This is a genomic window from Shimia sp. MIT910701 (genome assembly GCF_047126315.1).
In the GTDB taxonomy this organism is placed as follows: domain Bacteria; phylum Pseudomonadota; class Alphaproteobacteria; order Rhodobacterales; family Rhodobacteraceae; genus Shimia.
This window is the reverse complement of the sequence record NZ_CP138953.1, coordinates 3,148,853-3,173,523: the sequence shown is the minus strand read 5'-3', so window position 1 is coordinate 3,173,523 and position 24,671 is coordinate 3,148,853. Positions and strand designations below refer to the sequence as shown.

General features: G+C 58.2%; 19 protein-coding genes. 7 read left to right on the top strand and 12 right to left on the bottom strand.

Annotated features, from left to right (window positions below):
• Nucleotides 1-8: 8 nt before the first annotated feature.
• On the top strand, nt 9-812 hold the full coding sequence (locus SIB38_RS15300) for a DNA adenine methylase (protein WP_412552051.1): 804 nt from the start codon (nt 9-11) through the stop codon (nt 810-812).
• 614 nt (nt 813-1,426) lie between these two features.
• Here the strand turns inward: SIB38_RS15300 and SIB38_RS15295 are convergent.
• Nucleotides 1,427-2,638, bottom strand: a complete 1,212-nt coding sequence (locus tag SIB38_RS15295) for a tyrosine-type recombinase/integrase (RefSeq protein WP_412550519.1) — start codon at nt 2,636-2,638, stop codon at nt 1,427-1,429.
• Between the two features lie 321 nt (nt 2,639-2,959).
• On the opposite strand from SIB38_RS15295, the gene SIB38_RS15290 reads away from it, so the two are divergent.
• Nucleotides 2,960-3,352: a BlaI/MecI/CopY family transcriptional regulator gene (locus tag SIB38_RS15290; protein ID WP_412550518.1), complete on the top strand. Its 393-nt coding sequence runs from the start codon at nt 2,960-2,962 to the stop codon at nt 3,350-3,352.
• Nucleotides 3,342-4,457 (top strand): M56 family metallopeptidase, encoded by a 1,116-nt coding sequence (locus SIB38_RS15285; protein WP_412550517.1) that lies wholly within the window; start codon nt 3,342-3,344, stop codon nt 4,455-4,457. Before SIB38_RS15290 ends, SIB38_RS15285 begins: the two co-directional genes overlap by 11 nt.
• 370 nt (nt 4,458-4,827) lie before the next feature.
• Here the strand turns inward: SIB38_RS15285 and SIB38_RS15280 are convergent, their stop codons facing one another.
• The 6 genes from SIB38_RS15280 to SIB38_RS15255 form a co-directional block, all read right to left on the bottom strand.
• Complete coding sequence (locus SIB38_RS15280; RefSeq protein WP_294114542.1) at nt 4,828-5,106, bottom strand: DUF2160 domain-containing protein; 279 nt, start codon at nt 5,104-5,106, stop codon at nt 4,828-4,830.
• 1 nt (nt 5,107) lies between these two features.
• Entirely contained in the window at nt 5,108-5,905 is a 798-nt protein-coding gene (locus SIB38_RS15275) for a carbohydrate ABC transporter permease (protein WP_294114544.1), read from the bottom strand.
• Nucleotides 5,906-5,919: 14 nt separating this feature from the next.
• On the bottom strand, nt 5,920-6,783 hold the full coding sequence (locus SIB38_RS15270) for a carbohydrate ABC transporter permease (RefSeq protein ID WP_294114547.1): 864 nt from the start codon (nt 6,781-6,783) through the stop codon (nt 5,920-5,922).
• 106 nt (nt 6,784-6,889) lie between these two features.
• Nucleotides 6,890-7,981 (bottom strand): ABC transporter ATP-binding protein, encoded by a 1,092-nt coding sequence (locus SIB38_RS15265; RefSeq protein WP_294114549.1) that lies wholly within the window; start codon nt 7,979-7,981, stop codon nt 6,890-6,892.
• 13 nt (nt 7,982-7,994) lie between these two features.
• Entirely contained in the window at nt 7,995-9,056 is a 1,062-nt protein-coding gene (locus tag SIB38_RS15260; protein ID WP_412550516.1) for an ABC transporter ATP-binding protein, read from the bottom strand.
• 199 nt (nt 9,057-9,255) lie between these two features.
• Complete coding sequence (locus SIB38_RS15255) at nt 9,256-10,992, bottom strand: extracellular solute-binding protein (protein ID WP_412550515.1); 1,737 nt, start codon at nt 10,990-10,992, stop codon at nt 9,256-9,258.
• Between the two features lie 492 nt (nt 10,993-11,484).
• Between SIB38_RS15255 and SIB38_RS15250 the strand changes: the two genes are divergently transcribed.
• From SIB38_RS15250 to SIB38_RS15240, 3 genes are all read left to right on the top strand, one after another.
• On the top strand, nt 11,485-15,276 hold the full coding sequence (locus tag SIB38_RS15250; protein ID WP_412550514.1) for a calcium-binding protein: 3,792 nt from the start codon (nt 11,485-11,487) through the stop codon (nt 15,274-15,276).
• 88 nt (nt 15,277-15,364) lie between these two features.
• Complete coding sequence (locus tag SIB38_RS15245) at nt 15,365-16,066, top strand: fumarylacetoacetate hydrolase family protein (protein ID WP_294115249.1); 702 nt, start codon at nt 15,365-15,367, stop codon at nt 16,064-16,066.
• A gap of 65 nt (nt 16,067-16,131) precedes the next feature.
• Nucleotides 16,132-19,344 carry a 2Fe-2S iron-sulfur cluster-binding protein gene (locus SIB38_RS15240; protein WP_294115223.1) on the top strand — a complete coding sequence of 1,071 codons (3,213 nt, stop codon included), beginning with the start codon at nt 16,132-16,134 and terminating at the stop codon, nt 19,342-19,344.
• Between the two features lie 120 nt (nt 19,345-19,464).
• On the opposite strand, the gene SIB38_RS15235 is transcribed toward SIB38_RS15240, so the two are convergent.
• From SIB38_RS15235 to SIB38_RS15220, 4 genes are all read right to left on the bottom strand, one after another.
• A complete protein-coding gene (locus tag SIB38_RS15235) occupies nt 19,465-20,097 on the bottom strand; it encodes a MarC family protein (RefSeq protein ID WP_412550513.1) in 633 nt (210 codons plus the stop codon).
• Nucleotides 20,098-20,184: 87 nt separating this feature from the next.
• On the bottom strand, nt 20,185-21,342 hold the full coding sequence (locus SIB38_RS15230; RefSeq protein ID WP_412550512.1) for an acetate/propionate family kinase: 1,158 nt from the start codon (nt 21,340-21,342) through the stop codon (nt 20,185-20,187).
• Nucleotides 21,342-22,283 carry a bifunctional enoyl-CoA hydratase/phosphate acetyltransferase gene (locus SIB38_RS15225; protein WP_294115217.1) on the bottom strand — a complete coding sequence of 314 codons (942 nt, stop codon included), beginning with the start codon at nt 22,281-22,283 and terminating at the stop codon, nt 21,342-21,344. Before SIB38_RS15225 ends, SIB38_RS15230 begins: the two co-directional genes overlap by 1 nt.
• Before the next feature lie 163 nt (nt 22,284-22,446).
• Nucleotides 22,447-22,947, bottom strand: a complete 501-nt coding sequence (locus SIB38_RS15220; protein ID WP_294115248.1) for a flavin reductase family protein — start codon at nt 22,945-22,947, stop codon at nt 22,447-22,449.
• Nucleotides 22,948-23,252: 305 nt separating this feature from the next.
• On the opposite strand from SIB38_RS15220, the gene SIB38_RS15215 reads away from it, so the two are divergent.
• A complete protein-coding gene (locus SIB38_RS15215) occupies nt 23,253-23,954 on the top strand; it encodes a trypsin-like serine peptidase (protein WP_412550511.1) in 702 nt (233 codons plus the stop codon).
• 68 nt (nt 23,955-24,022) lie between these two features.
• Here SIB38_RS15215 and SIB38_RS15210 read toward each other — a convergent pair whose 3' ends face one another.
• Nucleotides 24,023-24,628, bottom strand: coding sequence for a LysE family translocator (locus SIB38_RS15210; RefSeq protein WP_294115214.1), 606 nt, complete (start codon nt 24,626-24,628; stop codon nt 24,023-24,025).
• Nucleotides 24,629-24,671 lie beyond the last annotated feature (43 nt).

Genomic DNA, 24,671 nt, shown 5'->3' with positions numbered 1-24,671 from the left:
TGCATACAATGACTTCGGTGCGGCCTGCCGCGCCAATTGCCCCTTGGCTTGGCGGGAAGAAAGCCCTGCACAAGACTCTGATCGAGCGGATCGAGCGGATCCCGCATAAGACCTATATCGAGCCCTTTGTGGGCATGGGCGGCGTGTTCCTGCGCCGCGATTTCAAGCCACAGCTAGAAGTCGCCAATGATCTGAACGGCGAGATCATCAACCTTTTTCGGATCGCGCAGCGTCACCTTCCTGAGCTGATTGCACAGCTCGATCTGCAAATTGTCTCTCGTATCGAGTTTGAGCGGTTGCGCAGGACGCCACCTGACACTTTGACAGACTTGGAGCGCGCTGCGCGTTTTGTGTATCTCCAACGCTTGGCCTTTGGCGGCAAATTAGGAGGCGTCTTTGGAGTGGCGGTCGACCGCACCAGGTTCACTGTTAAAGGCGCAGAGGATCTACTGAGGCGGGCGCATGCGCGCCTGGATGGCGTCGTCTTTGAAAGCCTGGACTGGTCTGAGGTCATTCGTCGGTATGACGGGGCTCATTCACTGTTCTACCTGGATCCGCCTTATTTCGGTGGGGAAGCCGACTACGGCAAGGACATTTTTGCACAGGAAGACTTCAATGCCATGGCGGACCAGCTCCGCGAGATCAAAGGCGCCTTTGTGATGTCCATCAATGACACGCCAGAGATCCGCGAGTGGTTTGATGGCTTCCACATCGATGAAGTGCGTCTGAGCTACACGATCGCCAAGTCGGGCGGCAAGAAGGTCCAGGAGTTGATCATCTCAAATCGCGAGGCGCGGGCAGGGCTGCTGTAAGATAGATGTTGCGTATATTTTGCCCCGCTGGCCGAAGGGCTGGCGGGGTTTTGGTGTGTTTGGGAAGCTAGGTAAGAAATTCGGGCGGTAGGAGGTAATCCGAAAATATTGGCCCATTGCACATAGGGCATTGCGCCATTGGTTTGCCGTCGTTTTCTGCGACTTGTTCCACTGTTGGGGCGATAGATTCCGACTCTCTGATTTCGTACCCGCAGTTTTGGCATGTCGCGGGTAATCTGGTACGGCCATTCGGGTCTTTGCTCATTTCACACACCACCAATCTTGCACAAATGCGGGCTGACACTCTGTCCGCATTATGTCGGGCTTGTCTAGCCAGATCGGGCAGTCTGCGGCTAGGCTCCGTCTCGCTGTGGGGAGGTCGGTTTCGGCCCCAACCATCTCCACAAACGTTTCCCTCTTGTACCGCCCAAAGCGCCCGCAGTGGTCGCATTTGATTTCTACGGTATCGAAGGGCCAATCACGCGCTTTCATGCCGAGACGTGTAGCGCGGATTGGTTGTCATAGTCCAATGTAAGCCATTGATCGGTATCGCGGGCGGTTTTGACAATTTCTGTGGCCAACGCTCTGAAATCACGGGAATCTGCCCACATCTCTCAGGTGCGCCCAGAGTTTGGGAACTGAAGTACCGTGGCGTCCGTGTTGGTCACATGGTCCGCCCATTTTTGCATCAGGATCCGCCGTCGATCCAGCAGATCAGAACGTGCGTAGGAGCGCTCTACCTTGCTGCCGATAATATGGGCCAGTGCGGTCTCTGCCACGTCATAGGTCGCCGCCTCGGTGTCCTGGACCCATGTTCGGAAACTGGTCCTCAAGCCGTGGGGTGTGCCGTCAGGGTCAATTTTGTTGAAGACTTTGTTGATTGCGACATCCGAAATGCCGCCACCCTGTCCTCCTGGGAACAGGTAGGGGCTAACACGCCAGCTCCGTGCGCGCTCTACGAGCTCCAGGGCTTGACTTGGTAGGGGGACGCGAAAGTCGCCGACCATACCCTCGCGCCCCTTCATTCTAGAGGCTGGCACCGTCCAAACATCCCCGTCGATTTCGTCAAATCTAGCGCCCCGAACCGCAGCGGATCGCATGGCGGTCAGAATCTTGAACCGCAGGCACATGTGCGAAGAGTCGTCCCGATTCAATGCTTCAAATATTCTTGGTACGTCCTGCCATCTTGATGCCGGCATGCTTTTGGGCTTGTGATGATATTCTCCGAGCATGTGCTTTGCCATGTCGACAATGAATGGATCGCACTGCACACCCGACAGGCGCATGTGCTCAAAAATGATCTTGGTGCGCTGAATAGCCTTTTCCGCGGTTGGATGCTTCTTTCGCCAAATGGGCTGAAGAGCCTTGTGAATGTCGGATTGGTGGATCTCAGACATTCTCATGGGCCCAATCTTGGGGACCATGTAGTGGGTGATCGGGCTTAGCCATCGCCCGGCTTTTCCTTCACCGCGCAAGCCACCTTGCTTGGCTTCGAAAGTTGTTTGTGCCGCTTCAGCAAAGGATGGATCGTGTTTGTTTAATTCGGCCAGCTCGTCAGCCTTGGCGCGGTTGCGTTCACTGATTGGATCGGAGCCGCGGGCCAGGATCTGCTGCCAGTGGTTTCTCTCTTTGCGCGCGTCCGCCAGTGAAAATTCCGGATATGATCCTAGACCCATCTCTCGGCGGCGGCCGGAAAAAGAATACCGATAGATCCATTTTCCGCCCGTGCCTTTCTTGTGAAGGATCAAGCCACCACCGTCTTGCAGCTTTCCGTCGCCGGAGTTCTTAATCTGAATCGCGGTGAGTTTATTTACGCCTGTAGGCATGTTGGTCCCCCAGCTAGCCCCCCACCAATTGGGGGGCTGTGTCGCAGCAACGTGAGACGTCCAGAGACACAAAACTATTTACTGGCTTGAACCTATGACGAAAAATGGACATGAGGCAACAGCTAGAGACACACGGACGGTGCGCTTCACCCGCACCATGGTAACTCTCAGATAGAGCTAAAGATGTGCAAAAGGCCCGAGCGTCTTGAGTGCCGAACAATCTCCGTTGGTGTGAGCTGATCGGCGTGCTGCAAAAAATACTTCCCCTAATTCCCATGATGCAGTACTAATTTCCTAGTAATCAAACACGGAGTGGCCACGTTGGCACGTCGACGCAGCGAGATGCTCACGGATGTTGAGCTGGAGTTTATGATCGCCCTTTGGGAGATCGGCACAGGGTCTGTGCGCGATATTATGGGGGCGCTCAACGACGATCAGCAGCGCGCTTATACGTCTGTTGCTACCGTGATGAAAATTCTCGACGACAAGGGATTTGTGACCTCGGACCGCAAAGACCGGGCTCTGGTCTATACCCCTGCCGTTCAGAAGCGCGACTATGAAGGTCGCAGCCTCAAAAATCTGTCTAAAACCTTGTTTGGAGGAACCCCGACGGCGCTGGTGGCGCGACTGGTGGATAATGAGGACCTGCCAGACGAAATGATCCAGGAAATCAAAGAGATCATCGACACAAGGATCAGAAAGGATGACGGTTGATCAAATCGTAGGGGGGGCGATCTGGGTTCAGTTACTGATCCTGTTAGCCGCGATTGTTTTTGCCATCTTTGAGGGCCTCTTTGTGCTGACCGGCGGGCGGCGCAGTTTTTCGACGCGACGACGATTGGGCATGGCAGCCATTGCCTGTCTGGCCGTGGTGCCTGTGGTGACGCCGTATCTGATGACGACGTCTTATGCGGCCTCTGTGAACGCCACAGATGTTGTGGTTTCTCAGGTGCTTAACGGAAATCTTTCCTTGTCGGCGCAAGAGATGTCGGCACTGCTGGCGATGAAAACACAGTGGTTGGATCAGATGTCAACCGGTGGCTCGATTGTGGCGCAAGTGTTGATCGCGGCTTTTGCCGCTGGATTTGTGATGCGCGGTATCTACTTGACGATCAACATTGGGCGTATCCGCCGAGCGATTTCGGCGGGTCGTGTTGTTCAGCGCACAAAATGGGTGTCCGTGGTCGTATCTCCCGCGGTGGACGTGCCGTTTTCAACACGTGGGGTGCTGCGCTACTATGTGGTGCTGCCAAGGTCGTTGTTCCGCGATGGGGCGGGTGTTAAGATGGCACTGGGTCATGAGATGCAGCATATCCGTCAAGGGGACGTGTATGCCGAGGTGTTGCTGTCTTTGATCTCTCCTTTGGCAGTGCTCAATCCCGGTTTTTGGTTTCTTTCCAGCCGCTTGCGTAAGCTTGGCGAGCTGGCCTGTGACCGGGCCTATTTGGCGCGCAAGGGCTTTGATGCGCATGGCTATGCGCTTCGGTTGTTGGAAATCGCTCGGTTTTCGCAAGCGCAGGCCAAAGCGCAGCCGACGGCTTTTGGTGTGCCTTTGGTGGGGCGCAAGATCCCTTTCTTATCACGTCGGTCTATGTTGAAAGATCGCATTGTGGAGATTGCGCGGGATCAGGATGATCCGGCCAAGGAAGCCCTGGTTTTGGGCGCTGGTATGTCGGTGTTGATGGCCGGTGTGGTGCTGCTTGGCGCGGTCTCGCTGACCGAGCCAGAGGATTGGAGCCATGAGCGTATCATGCTCAGCACGGTGGCCAATCTGGACCGACTAAACGAGCTTAACACACTGGCGCAGCGCAGCTGGTAACGCCCTCCGAATTTCCTAAGAAACGGTCCCATCACAGTATCCTGCGGCGGGGCCGTAAACGTTTGAAATCCACGTCGGTATTCTGTCGGTATCGCGGCTGTTTTGCGGCGGTGCGTGTTTTGAGAACGTGGCGGCGTTAAGGAAGGTTTCGGCCGCTTAAGAATTGAGGCGCAGCCCCCGTCGCTAGTGGCGATTCCCTCGATGTATTTGGGAAAGGAGAAGCAAATCGCCTCTGCTTCTTCTTGCCTTAAATATCCCCGCCGGAGGCATCCATGCGTGCGGTTGGGAGCGGGTGGTGCGGCTCCTGCCCAAACAGAAAGGGCAGCGCTGTGCTTGGCGCTGCCCTTTGGTCTTCTCTCAGTTTTGGGGGTCAGACCTTCCAGAAGCAAAAGGTGCCCCAGCCAATCGCCAATCCCAGCGGCCACCAAAGCGGTTCGCCCATCAGGCCGAGCCAGGCGAGGAAGATGAAGCTGCCTCCGAGACAGGTGAGAAACAGTCGGTCACCGCGGGTGGTGGTGAGGCCAAGCGCGCCTTTGCGCTCAGCTCCGCCGGGGTACTTGATCTCCAACACAATCAGCAGGCCAATTGTGGAGAACAGGCAGATGAAGATTGCGGCCGTGGGCCAGGTCCATGCCATCCAGCTTAGCATATCAAACTCTCCCCATCGCGAAGCCCTTCGCGATGTAGTTGCGGACAAAATAGATCACGATGGCGCCGGGGATGATGGTGAGCGTGCCGGCAGCGGCCAGCAGTCCTAATTCATATCCCGCCGAAGAGGCGGTTTTGGTCATCGTGGCGGCGATGGGCTTGGCGGCCACAGCGGTCAGGGTTTTGGCCAAGAGCAGCTCCACCCATGAGAACATGAAGCAGAAGAAGGCGGCGACGCCAACGCCAGCTTTGATCGTGGGGATGAAGATCGTCAGGAAGAAGCGTGGGAAGGAATAGCCATCCACATATGCGGTTTCATCCAGCTCTTTGGGTACGCCACCCATGAAGCCTTCCAAGATCCACACGGCGAGCGGGATGTTGAAGAGGCAATGCGCCAATGCCACGGCGAGGTGCGTGTCAAACAGGCCCACGGCGGAGTAGAGCTGAAAGAAGGGCAGGGCAAACACGGCCGCGGGTGCCATGCGGTTGGTCAGCAGCCAGAAGAACAGTTGTTTGTCGCCCAGGAAGCGATAGCGGCTGAAGGCGTAGGCCGCTGGCAGGGCCACGGCGATGGAGATCACCGTGTTCAGAGACACGTAGATGATCGAGTTGATGTAGCCCCAATACCATGTCGGATCGGTGAAGATCGTGACGTAGGCCTCCAGCGTGAAGGTCTGTGGGAAGAGCGAAAACCCGGAGAGGATCTCGTTGGTGGTTTTGAAGCTCATCGCCACCAGCCAGTAGATCGGCAGCATCAGGAACAGGATGTAGAGGATGGGGACAAGAGAACGTTTGCGCATTGTCGTGTCCTTTCTTAGTTCAAGTCGTCTTTGGTCATGAGTGTGTAGAACAGCCAGGACACAAAGAGGGTGATTGCGAAGTAGATGAGGCTCATCGCGGCGGCAGGGCCGAGGTCAAATTGACCCAATGCGATTTTCACCAGATCGATGGACAGGAGCGTGGTCGAGTTGCCGGGGCCACCGCCCGTGAGCACGAAAGGTTCCGTGTAGATGTTGAAGCTGTCCATGAAGCGCAGAAGGATGGCGATGGTCAGAACGTTCTTCATCTTGGGCAATTGGATGTAGCGGAACACGGACCAGTTGGAGGCGCCGTCGATCTTGGCCGCCTGATAATAGGCGTCGGGGATCGAGACGAGACCGGCGTAAGCCAGCAGCACAACCAGAGAGGTCCAGTGCCACACATCCATGGTGATGATGGTGATCCAGGCCGCCACAGGGTCCTGTGTCATGTCATAGTTGATGCCCAGCACGTGGTTCAGGAAGTAGCCGAGCAGGCCAATGTCTGGCAGGGCAAAGATGTTCCACATCGCACCTACCACGTTCCAAGGGATCAGCATGGGCAGGGCCATCAGCACAAGGCAGACTGGCACCCAGAAGCCTTTGCGCGGCATGGCCAGCGCGATGGCGATGCCGAGCGGCACTTCGATGATCAGGATCATGAAGGTGAAGAAGAACTGACGTCCCAAGGCGGCGTGGAAACGTTCGGAGCGCAGGATCTGTTCAAACCAGGTGAGGCCTTCCCAGAAGAAGAGGTTGTCGCCGAAGGTTTCCTGCACCGAGTAGTTGACCACCGTCATCATTGGGATGATGGCGTTGAACGCCACGAGGATCAGCACCGGGAGCACAAAGAACCAGGCTTTTTGGTTTTCGGTTTTCATGTTTTGGTCCCCTGACTATCGGCACCCGTCCCGGACGTGATCCGGGACCTCTTGATGTTTTGCGCGAGGCCCCGGATCAGGTCCGGGGCGCGAAGGTGTGGTTCGCTCATGTCGCGCTCTCCTTTTGAGCGGGCGTGGTGGCAATCCAGCCGTCGGCATAGAGCCGGGTTTGATGCGGTGTGAATTGCAGATGCACGGTGTCGCCCACGGCGGGCGGGGTGTCATTGATGATGGCGGCAACTTTGCTGTCGCCAACGGAGACCTCGACCACGGCGTGGCGGCCGACGTCCGCGACACGTTTGACGGTGCCTGCAATGCCACTGTCGCCAAGGGAGACAAACTCTGGACGGATGCCGATTTCCAACGTGCCGCTCGTGCCTGCCGCGATGGGGCCTTCGAGAGTCACGGGTTGGCCATTGAAGATCGCCTGACCGTCTTTGACCTCGGCAGGCAGCACGTTCATGCCAGGTGAGCCGATGAAGTGGCCCACAAATGTGTGGGCGGGGCGTTCAAAGAGCTCTTCGGGCGTGCCGATCTGCACCACTTCGCCCAGTTGCATGACCACCACCTGATCGGCGAAGGTGAGGGCTTCGGTCTGGTCGTGGGTCACGTAGATCATTGTGTGAGAGACACGCTGATGCAGCTCTTTCAGCTTGGTGCGCAGTTTCCACTTGAGGTGCGGGTCGATCACAGTGAGCGGCTCGTCAAACATCACAACGTTCACGTCGTCCCGCACGAGACCACGGCCCATGGAGATTTTCTGTTTGTTGTCAGGTGACAGGCCAGCCGCTTTGCGGTCCAGAATGTCAGTGACTTCCAGCATCTCGGCAATCTCGGCCACGCGCTTTTCGATGATCGCGGGATCAACGCCACGGTTTTTGAGCGGGAACGCGAGGTTCTGACGCACGGTCATGGTGTCGTAGATCACCGGGAACTGGAAGACCTGCGCGATGTCGCGCTGATCAGGTGGCAGTTTGGTGACGTCTTGGCCGTCAAACAGGATTTGGCCCTCGGATGGTTCCAACAGGCCGGAGATGATGTTGAGAAGGGTGGATTTGCCACAGCCGGACGGGCCAAGCAGAGCGTATGCGCCACCGTCCTGCCAATCCAGATCGACTTCTTTGAGGGCATAGTCTTGCGGGCCTTTGGGCTCTGGAAAGTAACTGTGCCGCAGGTTTTTGAGTGTGATTTTCGCCATTGATCTGTGCCCTTTAGCCGACGCAGGCGCCGTCGGGCGCGAAGTAGAAACAGGTGGTTGGATCAAGGAAGAAGTTGTGATCTTCGCCAATCCGGTAGGGGTGGGTGCCATGGGCGAGGCTGACCCAGCTGTTGCCGTCAAACTCAAAGTGGGCTGAGCTTTCCGAACCGGAGAGTTCGGTCACACCGACATGGCCGGTCAGGGCCACGTCGGAGCCGTCGTGCGCATGGGGCAGCACGTGGTGCGGGCGCACGGCCATGATGTAGTCGCCATCGGTCAGGCCAGCGGCCTCGCCAGACGCGGTCCAGCTAAGATTGCCAAGATGTATGGCGTCGCCGCGTTTGGTGACTGGGGCGTGGTTGATGGGCGGGTCGGAGAACACGCGCGCTGCGGTCAAAGATGCCGGGGCGCGGTAGATGTCGGCGGTGGGGCCAAACTGCGCCACGTTGCCGTCCACCATCAGGGCGGTTTCGCCGCCCAGCAGTAGGGCTTCTTCAGGCTCTGATGTCGCATAGACCACCACGGCGCCACGACCGGCGAAAAGTTCGGGCAACTGCTCGCGCAGTTCTTCGCGCAGTTTGTAGTCGAGGTTGGCCAAAGGCTCATCCAGGAATACAGCGCGGCTTTCTTTGGCGATGGCACGGGCGAGGGCGCAGCGTTGTTGTTGGCCGCCGGAGAGCTCATGCGGACGGCGGTGCAACATGGGGCCAAGTTGCAGGATGTCTGCGGCCTCTGCGACGCGGTCGTTGATCTCGGATTTGGCCATGCCTGCGACCTTCAGGGGTGAGGCGATGTTCTCAAACACGGTCATGTGCGGGTAGTTCACAAAGAACTGGTGCACGAGGCTGATCTTGCGTTTTTGCGTGGTGAGGGCGGTGACGTCTTCGCCCTCCATGAGGATCTGACCGGAGGCGATCGGGTCAAGCCCAGCCATCATCTTAATCAGAGAGGTTTTGCCAGCGCCGGTTTCGCCCAGCAGCACGTTGAAGTGGCCTTTTCTCAACGTGAGGGTCGTGGGTTTGATGTGTGTCACACCCTGCACGACCTTCGTAATATTATTTATTTCCAGTGCCATGGATGCACCTTTTGATCCTTGTGTCGCCCTGTGGAGGAGGGACCCGAGTGGGTGGGGAGTTGGGCAGGTTGGCCGGGGCTTAGAGGGTAAGCCCCGGCCAGTTCGACCAATTTCACGGGGAGTGAATGGTCTGGAGGAACTTTAAGTTGCCGCTTGTTCGGGGAGCGAATGCCCGCTCCCCAAATTTGCGCTACAGCTTTTAGTTAGAGCTCCAGCGGGCTACGAGGTCGTCGTAGTTGACGGTCTCACCCTGTGGCTTTTCGTTGTCCAGCTTTGGCTTCGCGCCGCCGTTGGCAAACCACCACTCTGCGTCTTTCTCTTCGTTCAGACGTGGGCCGCAGCCGCCGTAGACATTCTGAGCTTCGTCTGCACGCTGCATACGGGCCATGGTGATGTCCATTTCTTCGGCCAGACGGTCCATCGCTTCCTGCGGAGTAAAGGCACCGGAGTTCACGTCACCGATCTGCTGCCACCAGATTTGGGCGAGCTTCGGATAATCCGGCACGTTCACGCCGGTTGGGGACCATGCCACGCGATCAGGCGAGCGGTAGAATTCCACCAGACCACCCAGTTTTGGGGCACGCTCGGTGAAGCTTTCGTGGTTCACAGAGCTGTCACGGATGAAGGTCAGACCCACTTGGGATTTTTTCACGTCAACCGTTTTGGAGGTCACGAACTGTGCATAGAGCCATGCGGCCTGGGCGCGGTCCGAGGGGGTGGACTTCAGGAAGGTCCAGGAGCCCACGTCCTGATAGCCAACCTTCTGACCTTCTTCCCAGTAGGGGCCGTGCGGGCTTGGTGCCATACGCCACAATGGGTTGCCGTCGCCGTCCACGGTGTTGTTGCCTTCAGACTGTGGCTTCACCATGTCTGCGGTAAAGGCGGTGTACCAGAAGATCTGCTGGGCCACGTTGCCTTGTGCCAGAGCTGGCAGCGACTGATAGAAGTCATAAGACGCCGCACCGGGAGGGGCGTAGTTGCGCAGCCATTCGTCCCATTTGCGGATCGCGTAGACCGCAGCTGGGCCGTTTGCTGCACCACCACGGGTGACGGATGCGCCAGCCGGGTTACAGGAGCCTTCTTCCATGCGGATGCCCCATTCGTCGATGGGCACACCGTTTGGTTCGCCTTTGGAGCCTGCGCCCGCCATGGAGAGCCATGCGTCGGTCATACGCCAGCCAAGGTCAGGGGCGCGTTTGCCGTAGTCCATGTGGCCGTAGATGTCGACACCGTCGATGTTCTTCACGTCTTTGGAGAAGAACTCTGCGATGTCTTCGTACGCGGACCAGTTCACAGGCACACCGAGGTCATAGCCGTATTTCGCTTTGAAGGCCTCTTGCAGGTCTTCGCGGTCAAACCAGTCTTTGCGGAACCAATAGAGGTTTGCGAACTGCTGGTCTGGCAGCTGATACAGGTCGCCATCCGGACCGGTGGTGAACTGGGTGCCCATGAAGTCATCCAGATCCAGCGTCGGAGAGGTGGTGCCGGACCATTCGCCCGCCATCATGTCGGTCAGGTTGTAGGCCAGCTGCAGGCGGGAGTGCGTGCCAATCAGGTCGGAGTCGTTGACGTAGCCGTCATAGAGGTTCCGTTTGGTCTGCATCTGTGTCTGCACCGCCTGAACCACTTCGCCCTCGCCGAGGATCTGGTGGTTGACCTTGATGCCGGTGATTTCTTCGAAAGCCTTGGTCAGAACTTCGGCTTCATAGCCGTGGGTCGGAATGCCTTCCGACAGCACGTTGATTTCCATGCCCGCATAGGGCTGTGCAGCGGAGATGAACCACTGCATTTCGCTCATCTGCTCGTCTTTGGACAGCGAAGACGGCTGGAATTCTGCGTCGATCCAGCGCTTGGCTGCCGCTTCGTCGGCATAAAGCGATTGTGTACCCGCAATCACGGCAGACGCCGCGACGGCGGAGATAAGATACTTCCGCATCTTGTCCTCCCAAATGTTTGTAGACCAGCCTAGCAGACCGGATGCCTAAAGGTGTCAAATGCGCTTTTTTCAGTCAACTAATAATTTAGTAGATAGTCCTATCGCCGGCGCTCTTTGCGTTTAAGTAATTGCAAAATATTATGAAAATGCAAACGCTAACTTAGCGGAAGTGAGAAGCTCTGCCCCAAAATTGCGTCAGATTTGCGATTCTGTCTATGTTCGATTTGTTCGTAGAGGCGCGCAAATGCTCGCCTCGCACCTTGGATTCGTCGGTTGATGTGAGATCGTCGAACCGGATCGCGGAGATGTGATTTTAGTCGTTTTGTGCTGAAAATGCGCCTTTGGCGCGCAACTGTTCCGAAATTGGAAACAGTTCGTATAAAATTTTTCTTAACCTCTGCACAATTTTGACGGTAGGCTGGAGGGGCTGGCACTATCTCCGACGACTTTTCGAATTTCCGACAAAACCTGTGGGGGCAGTCTATGTTTTTTTTGAGCGTTTTATTGCCTTTGTTGGCAGGCGTGGCCGCGGCCACTGTTGATGGCTCCACCGGATCGGGCGGGGACGGCAGCGGCGATGGCGGGGGCGATGGCGGGAGCGACGGCACTCCGGACACACGTGATGACACCGTTACCGGTGGGGATACCACAGGAGATACGCCGGGCGGCGGCACCATTGAAGATGTGCTGGACGACCTCATGGGGGGCGACACGCCAGATGCGGATGACGGCGGTGACGACGGCGGCTCCGGTGATGGTGGCAGCGGTGAAACGCCGGTTGCAAGCGAGCCGGGAGAGGTGTTTGCGGGCACCGACGCGGACGACAGTCTGATTGGGACCGAGCGCGATGACACGATGACCGGTGCGGCCGGCAATGATCGGCTGGATGGGGCCGGCGGCAATGACTTTATCGATGGCGAGGCCGGCGACGACGTGATTTTGGGCCGCCATGGCGTGGATGTGGTCAACGGCAACGATGGCAATGACCTGGTCAAAGGCGGCAAGGGCGACGACTTCCTGTTTGGAGAAGCCGGTGATGATACGCTGATTGGCTCGCCGGGCGATGACGTTGTGGTGGCCGGAAGCGGCTCTGATTACGTGCGCGGCGATCAAGGCGACGACGTGCTTGTCGCGCTGGATGATTTGGCGGAAGAGACCGCCTCGGACGTGCTGCACGGCGGGATTGGCAATGACCGGCTGATTGGGGATGACGGTGACACGCTCACCGGCGGGGACGGGGTGGATAAGTTCGAAGTGGTTGTGGGCGGCGCGCCTGTGACGATCACCGATTTCCAGCTGTTCCATGGGGAAGGTGCGGAACTGCGCACGGATCTGCTGACCTTCCTCAATGCAGAAGGAGATATCATCTCTCGCGAGGACATTCTGGCCAATGGCGGACGGCTGGCGGATGCTGAAGATGGCTCCGGCGTTGAGGTCTATTATGACGGGATGATGGTGGCCTTTATTGAAGGCTATCCCGCAGATGATTTCCGGGCTGACACTAACTGGCTGGGCAACTTCTCGCCGGAGTTGACAGGGCTGCTGGATGGCGACGACCTGCTGGAGGGGGATGCCAGTGGTGCGCCGACAGATGACAACCTGCATGGTGGTCTTGGCGATGACACGCTGATTGGCGGGCTTGGCGGAGACACGCTGGAAGGTGGGCAGGGCGATGATGTTCTCAACACTCGCGACAGTGTGGCCGGTGGCGAGGGGCAAGACCTGGCGATTGGCGGGTTTGGCGATGACCACTTTATTGCCGATGCTGGTGATGTGATTGGCGGCCAGGAAGGTCGCGATGCCTATGACATCTATGTGCCCACCGAAGACGGCATGGCACCAGTGGAGATTTATGGCTACGAGTTTTCGACAGAAAACCAAGAAGTGGAATTCCTGACGCTGCTGGGCCCGGATGGCACGCCGCTGAGCGCGGAGGAAGTGGCCGACAATTTGGTGATTTATCAGGATGAAAACGGCACCGACGCGATCCTGGAATATGACGGTCGGATGATGGCGGTGATGCATGGGATAGATACCAATTTGATTGTGGATCACACCCTGTGGATTGGCAATTTCAACCCGTCGCCGACCACCACAGTCGCCCCGACCAGTGGCGGCAATGATGCCACGCAGATTTCCATGACGCTGCAAAGCTCGTCGGGCACAGGCATGTATGTCTCCCAAGAGATGTTTGGTGCCAATGCGGTGTTCAGCGTGAACACGGACATGGGCGTGCCGCTGGAGAACTACGTCGAAGGTGCGCGGGCGCTGGATATTGTGAATTTTCGCTTCCCGGCCGGTCAGGGCGACTCGTTGGATGGTGAAAATGAGGGCATCGACTGGCTCAATGTGATCGAGCTGGAAGAGAATGAAGAAGGCGAGATGGTGCTGCGCGAAGAGGTGCGCAATGCGCTGGATGCGGCAATTGCGGCGCATGACACCGGTACAGATGTGAAGGTCACGATGGTGATCGCGACCAAACTCTATTCCATCGAGGAATATGAGGACAAATACGACGACATTGCCCGGTTTGCCGAGATTATGGTCACCGACTATGCCGATCAGATCGAGGCGATTGAAATTGGCAATGAGTATTGGGCCATTGGTGAAACAGCCTATGGTACCAAAGCGGATATTGCCGCGCGCGCCTTGGCGGAAGGCATGGAGCGGGCTGGCGTGTCCGAGGACGATCAGCCAAGTATCATTGTGCAGATGGCGACGCCGAATGAAGGCAGCGAGTATCACACCTCGGTGGATGACCGCCCGTTTGGCGAGCGCCGCGATGACGCAAACCAGCACATCATCGATTTCCTGTCTGAAGAAGCACGCGACGCGATCGATGGGGTGGTGGAGCATTACTACTATCGCCGCGACTACGACGAGTTCACCGGTGATGGCAACGAGCAGGGCTTTATTCCTAACGACTATGCGATTTGGGAAGCCAATTTTGACAAGGAGCTCGATCTACATGTGACGGAATGGAACATCCGCACCACCAATCTGGAACAGAACGGTATCCGCTCGTCCGGCATTTTACCCGAGATGATGGAGTATATGGTCAGTTGGGGCACCGATGCAGCGCATGGTTGGCCGGTGGTTCATAACACCACCTCGATGTTGGCGGGAACGCGCTCTGACATGCCGATCCTCAATGAGGATGGATGGGTTGTGAACTCGGTGCGCGGCGCGACCTTTGATGTGATGTCATCGGAACTGGTGGGAACGCAGCTGCTGGATACCAATTTTTCCAACGATGACGGTCGCATGGAGATTCAGGCCTATTCGACCAGCAGTAAGGTTGTGGTCCAAGTTGCTTCTCGAACTGGGGAAGCCGTGGATTTGGATCTGGATTTAACATCCTTGGTTTCTGGTTACTTGAGCGCTACTGGAGTCCAAGTTGGGTATGATCGCTCCGCCGACAGTTCTGACGGGGTGTATCGCGACGATGGCGAGTATGTTCAGGCAGAGAGCACCATCATTGATGGGGAGCCGTATTACTTTAATGAATACGATGTGCGGGCCACGGTCACAGAAGTGGAAGTGGACAGCGCAGAGGTTCAGCTATCTCTCAATCCTTATGAAATGGTACAGTTGGTTTATGAGTTTGGCCGAGAATCCCCGCCACCGCCTGCGGAAGAAGGGCGTCAGATAGTGGGGACCACAGGAAACGACAACATTGTGACGGGCGGTGGTAATGACTCAATTCTTGGCATCGAGGGCAATGATAACATCGTCGCCAACGGCGGGTTTGACACCATTCGCGGCGGGGAAGGCAACGATCGCATTGAAGGTGGCAAGCAGGATGACTTTGTCTATGGCGATGAAGGCAATGACGCGCTGTACGGCTACGGTGGAGACGATAGCCTGAAGGCGGGGGAAGGCAACGACAGCATTTCCGGCAATCAGGGCATGGATACGCTTTTGGGCAACGAAGGCGATGATGTGTTGCGTGGCGGCGACGACAACGACAGCATGAATGGAGGGCAAGGCAGCGACACCCTGAAAGGTGGCAGCGGTCGCGACACAATGACTGGCTACAATGGCGCGGACACCTTTGCCTTTGAGCTGGAGGACATGATGGATGGCGACATCATCACAGACTTTGAGCCGGGCCGCGATGTGATCTCGTTGGATTATGATGACATCACCTCGATTGATGACCTGACGATTTCCGAGGTGGCGCAGGGCATTGTGATCTATGTGGGCGATCATGGCGGCATGTTGTTGCAAGGGGAGTTGTCCTTGGCGCAGGTGGCAGATCCCAGGAACTTCCTTTTCACATAAAACCCTGGTGAGGCCGCTTCCTTGTGGTGTTTGATAGCGCTAAAACAACGTATCCCTGCCGCCTGTGGCGGGAAGGTTGTGGAGGAAGATTTTGCGCTACCTGTTTGAGCCAGCAGAGGTTTTTGCCCTTCCGGTGCGGGACGAAACCGCGCGTTATCCCGTGCGTCGGATTTTCTGTGTGGGGCGCAACTATGCGGCGCACGCGGCGGAAATGGGCGGAGAGGTGGATCGTGAGGCACCGTGGTATTTCACCAAGTCCGTGGCCCACGCGGTCTTAAGCGGCGCGGAATTGCCCTATCCAGCGGGCACGTCGAACTATCACCATGAAATGGAACTGGCGTTTGCCGTTGGTGCCGAGGTGTTTGAGGCGGATGAGGCCGAGGCTGCGGCGGCGGTATTCGCCTATGGGTGTGCCTTGGACATGACGCGGCGCGACCGGCAGCAGGATGGCAAGGATCATCGACGGCCGTGGTCGCTGGGCAAAGATGTAGAAGGGTCGGCGGTGTTCGCGGAGCTGACGCGGGTGAAGGATTTTGGAGCGATAGGCGATCAGACAATTGCGCTGTCTGTAAATGGCACGCCGCGCCAAGGCGGCAAATTGAGCGATATGGTTTGGTCGCCAACCGAGATTGTGATGCATCTGTCGAAATTCTATCACCTAGGACCTGGTGACGTGGTGATGACCGGCACGCCGTCTGGTGTGGGTCCGGTTAGCGCCGGGGACGTTATCCACGGTTCAATTGAGGGGCTCGCGCCGGTCGAACTGGCGTTGATGGTTACAAAAAGCTGACGTACTGAACCTGTTAAGAACTGTCGTGCCGGGGATGGCGTGGCAGACCAGCGCGAAGGACTATCATGGGGATCAAGTTTTTTTCCGACAAGGCGCGGCCAGTGCATCTGGGCCCGTACCCATTGGAACGACTAAAGCGGCAGGACACTGCCGCCTGGCAGAATGTGCCAGATGACCCCGTGTTGACCTTCCACCGTCCAGAGCAGCCAGAGAGCATCGTGAACGCCATGGGCGAGTTCCAGGCGATGATGGATGCACTGCGCGATGGGATGGTCAATGGCGTGCAGTCAGAGATTCCGAGTGATCCTGTGGAGCGGGCCAACCACCTAAAATCATTCGGGTATTTCAACGATGCCTCTATGGTGGGAGTTGGGCCGCTAACCGATGCGGCGCGGCTGGAGGAGCCGCGGCGCAACCCGGACATTGATCGGCTGGCTGAGGCGTTGCGCACGCGGCAGATCAAATCCTTGGCGGCGGGGATCGACCTGATTATGGCCGATCTTAAGGACTCCATGGAGATGCCACCCAGCTCGATTGAGAGCCACAAACATGCGCTGGTGTTTTTGATTGAACACCACCGGGACCCGGAGCGGGGCGAGCCCGGCAGTGACTGGATCTTGGACGCGCAGAACCATCGCGCCTGTTTGCGGGCCACGGAAAGTGCCGTGGTGATTGCCAATTATATCAGACTGTTGGGCTTTGGCGCCAAGGCACATACGGCGACGTCTTCGGATGTGGATTTGGGCAAGGTGGCGCTGTCGGCTGGGCTCGTGTCTTGTGAGGATGGCGCCTTGGTGGCGCCGTGGTTGGGCACGCGGTATGGCTTGGCAGTGATCACCACCGATATGGAGCTGGCCCATGATGGCGCGTTGGCACCGATGGCGGAACAGCCTTGGTTCAAGACGCAAGGGCCGGCCTGGTGGCTGGGCAAAGGCTTTGCCAAGTCGGCGATGAACCAGGACCCGTTCCGCAATCGGGACTACGTGAAGGGGGCGCAACCGTTTGAGCGGTTAAAACGGGTGGAGACGCCGACAACCTACATTGATGAGGCCAATGTGGCGCGGGTGCCCAAGCGCGCGGATATGTTTGCGCGGGTGCAGTTTGGCGACATGGGCAAGTCGCTGCAGGATGCAGCCAAAGGCGGTTACTACGTGCGTAAAGCCGCGCCGAGTATGGCGCAGCGGCGGGCCTTGGGGGCCTTTGTGCTGTTGCAGGATGGCGCCAGTGCTGAGGTTAAAAAGCCAACGGATTCAGAGCGTAACGCGGCGAATTTGAAAGCTGCGACCTACTTTCTTGGCGTGGATGCGGTGGGCTTGAGCCGTTGTCCGGAGTGGGCGTGGTACAGCCATGATGCCACCGGCACGCCGATCAACCCGGTGCATGACAATGCGATCAGCATGATCGTGGATCAAGGTTATGAAACCATGGAAGGCGCCAGCGGCGATGACTGGATCAGCGTGGCGCAGTCCATGCGCGCGTATTTGCGGTTTTCCTTGTTGGGCGGCGTGATCGCGCAGCAGATCCGCAATCTCGGCTACAAGGCTAAGGCGCATACGGTGATGGACGGCGAAGTGCTGCAACCGCCACTGCTGCTCCTGTCGGGGCTGGGCGAGGTGAGCCGGATTGGGGAGGTGATCTTAAACCCCTATCTGGGGCCGCGGTTGAAGTCCGGGGCGGTGACCACGGATATGCCGATGGATCACGACCAACCTATTGATTTTGGGCTGCAAAACTTCTGTGAGAACTGCAACAAGTGCGCGCGGGAATGTCCGTCTGGCGCAATCACAGCTGGTCCAAAGCTGATGTTCAACGGCTATGAGATCTGGAAGTCGGACAGTCAAAAGTGTGCGACCTATCGGATTTCGACGCCAGGCGGGTCTATGTGTGGACGGTGTATGAAGACCTGCCCCTGGAACCTAGAGGGGCTGTTTTCCGAGGCGCCGTTCCGCTGGGCGGCGAGCAATTTCCCGAGCCTTGCCAAACCTTTGGCCAAATTGGACGACGCGGTTGGCAATGGTGGGTTAAACGACACCAAGAAATGGTGGTGGGACATTGAGCTGGAGGAAGACGGGGCGTATCGGCCGACGCAGCATCCACTCAACCGGCGGGATTTGCAGAAAGATCTGGACCTGAAATATGAGGATCAGACGCTGGCGGTCTATCCAGCGGCGCTCGCCCCACATCCGTGGCCGTATCCGTTCCCGATGGATCGAGAGGCGGGGATTCAGGCCTATGACTCAATGGTTTCCGCTGAGGAGTATAAGGCGCGTGTGGCCTCCGGCGACGAAAGTGTGATTGACCGCTATGAGGTGCCGGATGCAGAGGATGCGCCGGTGTTGCAGGTGCAGATTTCGCATGTTGAGCCGATGACGGCGGATGTGACGAAGTATGAATTCCAGACCTTGGACGGCACGCCGTTGCCGGAGTGGACCGCGGGCGGGCATTTGGATGTGTTGGTCGCGCCGGAGTTTTTGCGCCAGTACAGCATGTCCGGAGATCCTAAAGATCGGTCAAAGTATCAGATCGGTGTGTTGCGTGAAGACGAAGGGCGGGGCGGAAGTGCTTTCCTGCACAGGATTTTCCGCGAAGGGCGCAAGGTGTTTGTGTCCAAGCCGATCAACCATTTTGAGCTGGTTGAGGATGCGACAAAGACCTTCCTGATGGGCGGCGGGATCGGGATTACGCCGATGATTGCCTTTGCCCATCGCCTGCATGATCTGGGCCGGGATTTTGCGTTGCACTACTCTGCAAGTCGCGAAGATAGCGCCGGATATATCAATGATCTCAAGGCAATGCCCTGGGCGGACAAGGTGGTGTTCCACTTCTCTGACAAGGGCACGCGGGCAGATTTGGACGCCTTGCTGAGCGGCTACCAGGATGGGTGGCATGTCTACACCTGCGGGCCGGACCGGTTTATGGACGGGGTGATGCAGGCAGCAGAGCGTCAAGGCTTCCCGGAAGAGGCGCGGCATTTGGAGTACTTCAATGTGCCGGAGCAGCCGGAGTTTGAGAACTTCGACTTCACACTGAAGCTCAAGGACGGACGGGAACTGCTTGTTCCGGCGGATAAAATTGCAACTGATGTTCTGCTGGATAACGGCGTGCATGTGGATGTGAAATGTGCCGATGGGATCTGCGGAGTCTGTAAATGTGGGCTTTTGTCCGGTGAGGTAGAGCACCGTGATTTTGTGCTGTCCAACAAGCAGCGTGAGAGCGCCGTGATCCTCTGTCAGAGCCGGGCAAAAGAGGCCGGTGGGGTGATCGAAATCGACCTATAGCGCGGTGCGTTAACCCTTGAGACTACCGACGTTTTGCGCGTCGGTATTCTGTCGGTGTCGCGGCTGTTTTGCGGAGGTGCGTGTTTTGAGGCGCGATAGGTTAACGCGCCTGCGCGTCTCTTAGAGTGATCCCGTTTTAGCGATCTCGAGCGCCGCGCCGATCACGAGGTCGGCGGCCACGGATGCCAGGATCATGCCCATAACGCGGCTGACAATGGCGGCACCGGAGTTGCCGATTGCGCGGATGATGGGGCCAGCGGCCAGCATGCAGAGGTAGGCAAACACCAGGACGACCAGCATAACCACGGCTGTGATGGCCTGATCCGGGATCGATACGGTGTTGTTGTCGGTCAAAAGAACAATCGCGAGCATGGCGCCGGGGCTTGCCAAGGACGGGACCGCCAGCGGGAAGACGGCCGGTGAGGGCTTTTGGGCCAGCTCGGCGTCTGCGTCGGCGGCGTGCTTGTCGCTCTCCGGTTTGCTTTCACCAAAGATCATGGTAAGCGCAAATAGGAAAAGCACAATGCCGCCCGCGACCTGGAAGGACAGCAGGCTGATGCCAAGGCCGTCGATCAGCAGTTGTCCGAAGACAAGGAAGAAGAGCAGGACCGCTGCAGAGACTGCTGCAGCAAGGAGGGCAGTTTTGCGCCGTTCCGGCGCGGTCATGGCGGCGGTGACGGCGATGAAGACGGGGATGGTGCCGATCGGGTCGATCACAACCCAGAGGGTGACAAAGCGTTCAAACAAATCCATGGGGGCAGGCTAGGGCGGTTTTGTGGGGAAGTCATTAGGGGTGATGCGGGGAAGTGCGCCCGCCGCCTGTGCGACGGGCGATGTTTTCTAGCTAACCAAGCGTTGGGTTTCGCCGGCGATGATGCCTTCTTCGTCGGTGGGGATGACAAAGGCGGCGAGACGGCTGTTTGCGGTGGTGATCCGGGCGTTTCCTGCCGCGTTGGCCGCGTCGTCGATGTCCGCGCCAAGCCAGGCGCAGCCTTGCAGGATGCGGGCGCGGATGGCGGCGGAGTTTTCGCCTATGCCGCCTGTGAAGACCAGAGAGCCAACGCCGCCCATGGACGCGGCCAAGGCGCCGATTTTCTTGCAAGCCTGATAGACAAAGAGGTCCACGGCCTCGGCGGCCGCCGGGCTGTCCGAGGCGAGCAGGTCGCGCATGTCGGAGCTGATATCGGAGACACCCAGGAGGCCGGATTTGGTGCCCAATGTGTCTTCGATGTCTGCCACGGACATGCCGCGGTCGCGTAGCATGTGGAAGATCACACCGGGGTCAAGTTCGCCACAGCGGCGGCCCATGACCAAACCGTCGAGCGCGGTGTAGCCCATGGTGGTGGCGACGGACTTCATGTTCTGCATGGCACACATGGAAGCGCCGTTGCCGAGGTGGGCCACGATGACTTTGCCATTGGGTTTGTCCAAGTGGTGCGGGAGTTGGGTGGAGATATAGTGGTAGCTCAGCCCGTGGAAACCGTAGCGCAGCACGCCATCATCAGAGAAGCTGCGCGGGATGGCGAAGAGCTGTGCGATGCGCGGCTGGGTGCGGTGGAAAGCAGTGTCAAAGCAGGCGACCTGCGGGATATCGGGCCAGCGGCGGGCGACGGCGGCGATGCCGGCGAGGTTGTGCGGTTGGTGACCAGGCGCCAGCGGGGCGAGGGTGCGCAGCTTGGCAATGACGTCGTCGGTGACACGCGCGGGGGCGGCAAAGTCTTGACCGCCATGCACCACGCGGTGCCCCGCACCGATGATGCGCAGGTTGTCGGAGAGGCCCGCGATATGGGTCAGCAGCCAGTCGAGAATTTCGGCGTGGGTGGCGTTGTCCGCCACCGGCACGTCAATGTGTTTAGCGCCGCCGTGGTATTGCGGGTCCAGGCCGATGCGGTCGACTTGGCCATGCAATATCTGTTTCAGATCAGCGCCATAGACGGCGTATTTGATGGAGGACGATCCGGCGTTCAGGACCAGAAAGGCGTCTTGTGTTTCCGGCATCACATCAGGTCCCGACCAAGGGTGTGGTGCACCATGAGCTGCGCCAGCGCGGCGGAGACCAGACGGCTGAGCGTGCCGTCGGCGCGGGAGGTCAGCATGATCGGAACGCGCGCGCCCAGCACGAGACCGGCGCTGTCGGCACCGGCGAGGTACATCAGCTGTTTGGCGATCATGTTGCCAGCTTCCAGGTCAGGGGCGACGAGGATGTCGGCTTCGCCAGGGACGGGAGATGTGATGCCTTTGGCGTCCGCGGCCTTGCGCGAAATGGCGTTGTCAAAGGCCAGGGGGCCGTCCAGCACGCCGCCGGTGATTTGGCCCCGGTCAGCCATTTTGCAGAGTGCTGCGGCTTCGACAGTGGAGGGGATCTTGGGGTAAATGGTTTCCAGCGCGGAGAGGATGGCCACTTTCGGCTCGTCGACGCCAATCGCGTGCGCGAGCTCAATGCTGTTTTGCACGATGTCGGCTTTGACCATCAGATCGGGGAAGATGTTGATTGCGGCGTCGGTGATCAGAAGCGGTTTGGGGTAGGTGGGCACGTCGAGGACAAAGACGTGGCTCATGCGGCGTTCGGTGCGCAGGCCGGTGACCTTGTCGACCACGGCGCTCATGACCTCATCGGTGTGCAGCGCGCCTTTCATCAGGGCCTGGGCCTTGCCTTCGCGCACAAGACGCACGGCGGCCTGGGCGCTGGCGTGGCTGTGTTTGGCGTCGACGATGTCCAACCCGTCGATGTTGTGGCCTTCCTCGGCTGCGACAGCTTTGATGCGGTCTTCGGGTCCGACCAGAATGGGGGTGATCAGGGTTTTGTCGCGGGCTTCGAGCGCGCCGATCAGAGAGGCGGCGTCACAGGGGTGCACAACGGCGGTGGCAATCGGGTCCAGCGGCGCGGTGGCGGCCAGCATGGCGTCAAAACTGTTCACGTGAGGGGCGGACTGTTCCAAGGGAGGCTCCAGTGCTCAAAAGGGTAATTTGTTGGCGCGTTATGCTCCCAATATGGAGGGCCCACTTTGATTCACAACAAAAATAGTGGGGAAAAGCCATGTCAAAGACGCAACCCTGCGTTACCTTGAGCGGGGCTGTGTAAAGCGCTGAAATTATAGAGGCTTAGGCGTTGGCGTCAAAGCATCCAAAGTGGGACTGTGCAAAGACCAAGGGTTTGCCTTCGCCGACCCAGAGGCGTTCCACCTGACCCACCACAATGTCATGGTCACCGCCATCGTGCACCGCATGGGTGCGGCATTCAAAGCGGGCCAGACAATCCGGCAACAGCGGCACGTGATCGGCGTTGGTGCCATGTTGCAATGTGGCGAAGGGATCGCCGTTGCGGGCGAAGTCCATGGCCAGTGCGCTTTGGTCATCGCGCAGCATATGGATGGCAAAGTGGCTGGCACCGGCAAAGAACGGGTGGCGCTCTGAATTGCGGGCCGGGCACCAGAGCACCAGCGGCGGATCAAGCGACACAGAAGAGAAAGAATTGGCGGTCATGCCAAGTGGACCCTGAGCGGTGGGCACGGTGACAACGGTCACACCGGTGGCAAAGCACCCAAGGGCGTCGCGGAAGCGGCGCTGGTTCTCAGCCGTAGGGGCAAAGGATTCATCCGTCATATGCAGGTTGTCTTTCATGTCGCGCATCCTAGCGCAGCAATGGGCCGAAAATAGGGCGGGCGCAAGAGACAGTTTGCTCTGCCTTTACGATTGTCAAATTCATCGACCACAGTGACTGCGGGCTCTCCTTATATATACATCGATTTTTACGCAAATTGCGGAGAGTTGGATTTTAACGACTGCCTTGTTTTGGCCCCAAGTCGAACACCGCGTGCCCCAGAAACAGACCGCAAATGGCACCGATTTGGTCCGAATGCTGCCCCAGATGCTTGTTCAAGTGATTTCAAGGATTTGAGGGAGGCACCATGCGCGCCATTAGACTACTCGCCACACTTGTAACGCTGCTGCCAGCCGTGTTGCATGCCGAAGCAAACGTAACAGGGAAGCTGCCCGGAGAGGCAGCGGTTGGACGCCTGATGTTGTCAGGTAAGGCGATGTGTACGGGGGCATTGATTTCACCGGATTTGGTGCTGACCGCCGCGCATTGTCTTTATGACCCGCGTACCGGCAAAAAACTCCAGCCCCATCAGATCGAGTTTCAGGCTGGTTTGAAGCGCGGCAAGGCCAAGGCGGTTCGCAAAGTCTCTGTCGCCACGGCGCATCCCGATTACATCCACAACCACAAGGGCAAAGCTCAAGTGGGCAGTGACATCGCGCTGCTGAAGCTGGGCACGCCAATTGCAAAGAACTCTGTGCTGCCCATGCGCTACGGTGCCAACCTGTCCAGCGGCGATATGCTGGGGGTGTTGAGCTACACCATCAGCAACCGCACCGATCCGATTCTGGAATATCCCTGCCGCGTGCTGGCCCGTCAGCAGGAAACGCTGGTGATGAGCTGTGAAGTCAACTTTGGCGCCTCTGGCGCGCCGGTTCTGGCGCTGACCAATGGCAACAACCCTGCGGTGGTTTCTGTGGTGTCTGCCAAGGCAGCGATGGGTGGAAAGAATGTCTCTGTGGGGACGCTGTTGAGCGCGGACACGCTCCGGCAAATGATTGCGGGTGGGTAAGCCTCCTGCTCTGGCTTACTTGTCCAACTCTGGCGGCCCTCGGGCCGCCATTTTTTGTTTATCAGGTGTTATTTGCCAAACAGAAGGCGCAGGCCGAGGGCGGAAAGTACCACGGCGGCGATGCGGTCGAGATAGGTCTTGGCGCGCAGGTAGGCGGCGCGGGCTGTGGCTGTGCTCATGCCAAAGGCCAGCAGGCTGTAGAAGATCAGCTCGATCACCAGGTGATTGGAGAAGATGAAGCCTTTTTCCGAGAGCGTCATGTTGGCGGGGAAGATCACCACCAGCACGGCGGCGGCAAACAACACCGATTTGGGGTTCATCAGGTTGATCATCAGCCCTTGCCAGAAAGCGTGATGGGCCGGTTTCACGTCGGTTGGTGCCAAAGGATCACGAGCGCCTTTCCACATGCCGTAGGCGATATACATCAGATAAAGCGCGCCGATGGTTTTCACGGCGAGGTAGGCCCATGGGAAGGCGGTGAAGATCACTTCCAGCCCCATAAGGGCGGCCAGGGTCCAGAGCGCGGCCATGAGGCCGAGACCGGCCCCCACAGCGAGACCAGCACGGCGGCCCGCGGTGAGGGTGGTTTTTACGGAAATCAGGAAAGCTGGGCCGGGACTGGCAATGGCGGCGGCCAGTGCAAGATTGAAGGTAAGGATGTGAGTGAGGTCCATGGGACGCGGCTCCTGTTGCTGTGCTTCAGGAGTACGGGAGGGC

Excerpts from the sequence above, each read along its gene's own strand:
- SIB38_RS15265 (WP_294114549.1), bottom strand. The coding sequence starts at position 7,981 with ATGGCGAAAATCACACTCAAAAACCTGCGGCACAGTTACTTTCCAGAG.
- SIB38_RS15220 (WP_294115248.1), bottom strand. The coding sequence starts at position 22,947 with ATGACGGATGAATCCTTTGCCCCTACGGCTGAGAACCAGCGCCGCTTC.
- SIB38_RS15235 (WP_412550513.1), bottom strand. The coding sequence starts at position 20,097 with ATGGATTTGTTTGAACGCTTTGTCACCCTCTGGGTTGTGATCGACCCG.
- SIB38_RS15255 (WP_412550515.1), bottom strand. The coding sequence starts at position 10,992 with ATGCGGAAGTATCTTATCTCCGCCGTCGCGGCGTCTGCCGTGATTGCG.
- SIB38_RS15215 (WP_412550511.1), top strand. The coding sequence starts at position 23,253 with ATGCGCGCCATTAGACTACTCGCCACACTTGTAACGCTGCTGCCAGCC.
- SIB38_RS15280 (WP_294114542.1), bottom strand. The coding sequence starts at position 5,106 with ATGCTAAGCTGGATGGCATGGACCTGGCCCACGGCCGCAATCTTCATC.
- SIB38_RS15285 (WP_412550517.1), top strand. The coding sequence starts at position 3,342 with ATGACGGTTGATCAAATCGTAGGGGGGGCGATCTGGGTTCAGTTACTG.
- SIB38_RS15295 (WP_412550519.1), bottom strand. The coding sequence starts at position 2,638 with ATGCCTACAGGCGTAAATAAACTCACCGCGATTCAGATTAAGAACTCC.
- SIB38_RS15275 (WP_294114544.1), bottom strand. The coding sequence starts at position 5,905 with ATGCGCAAACGTTCTCTTGTCCCCATCCTCTACATCCTGTTCCTGATG.
- SIB38_RS15300 (WP_412552051.1), top strand. The coding sequence starts at position 9 with ATGACTTCGGTGCGGCCTGCCGCGCCAATTGCCCCTTGGCTTGGCGGG.
- SIB38_RS15210 (WP_294115214.1), bottom strand. The coding sequence starts at position 24,628 with ATGGACCTCACTCACATCCTTACCTTCAATCTTGCACTGGCCGCCGCC.
- SIB38_RS15260 (WP_412550516.1), bottom strand. The coding sequence starts at position 9,056 with ATGGCACTGGAAATAAATAATATTACGAAGGTCGTGCAGGGTGTGACA.
- SIB38_RS15240 (WP_294115223.1), top strand. The coding sequence starts at position 16,132 with ATGGGGATCAAGTTTTTTTCCGACAAGGCGCGGCCAGTGCATCTGGGC.
- SIB38_RS15270 (WP_294114547.1), bottom strand. The coding sequence starts at position 6,783 with ATGAAAACCGAAAACCAAAAAGCCTGGTTCTTTGTGCTCCCGGTGCTG.
- SIB38_RS15230 (WP_412550512.1), bottom strand. The coding sequence starts at position 21,342 with ATGCCGGAAACACAAGACGCCTTTCTGGTCCTGAACGCCGGATCGTCC.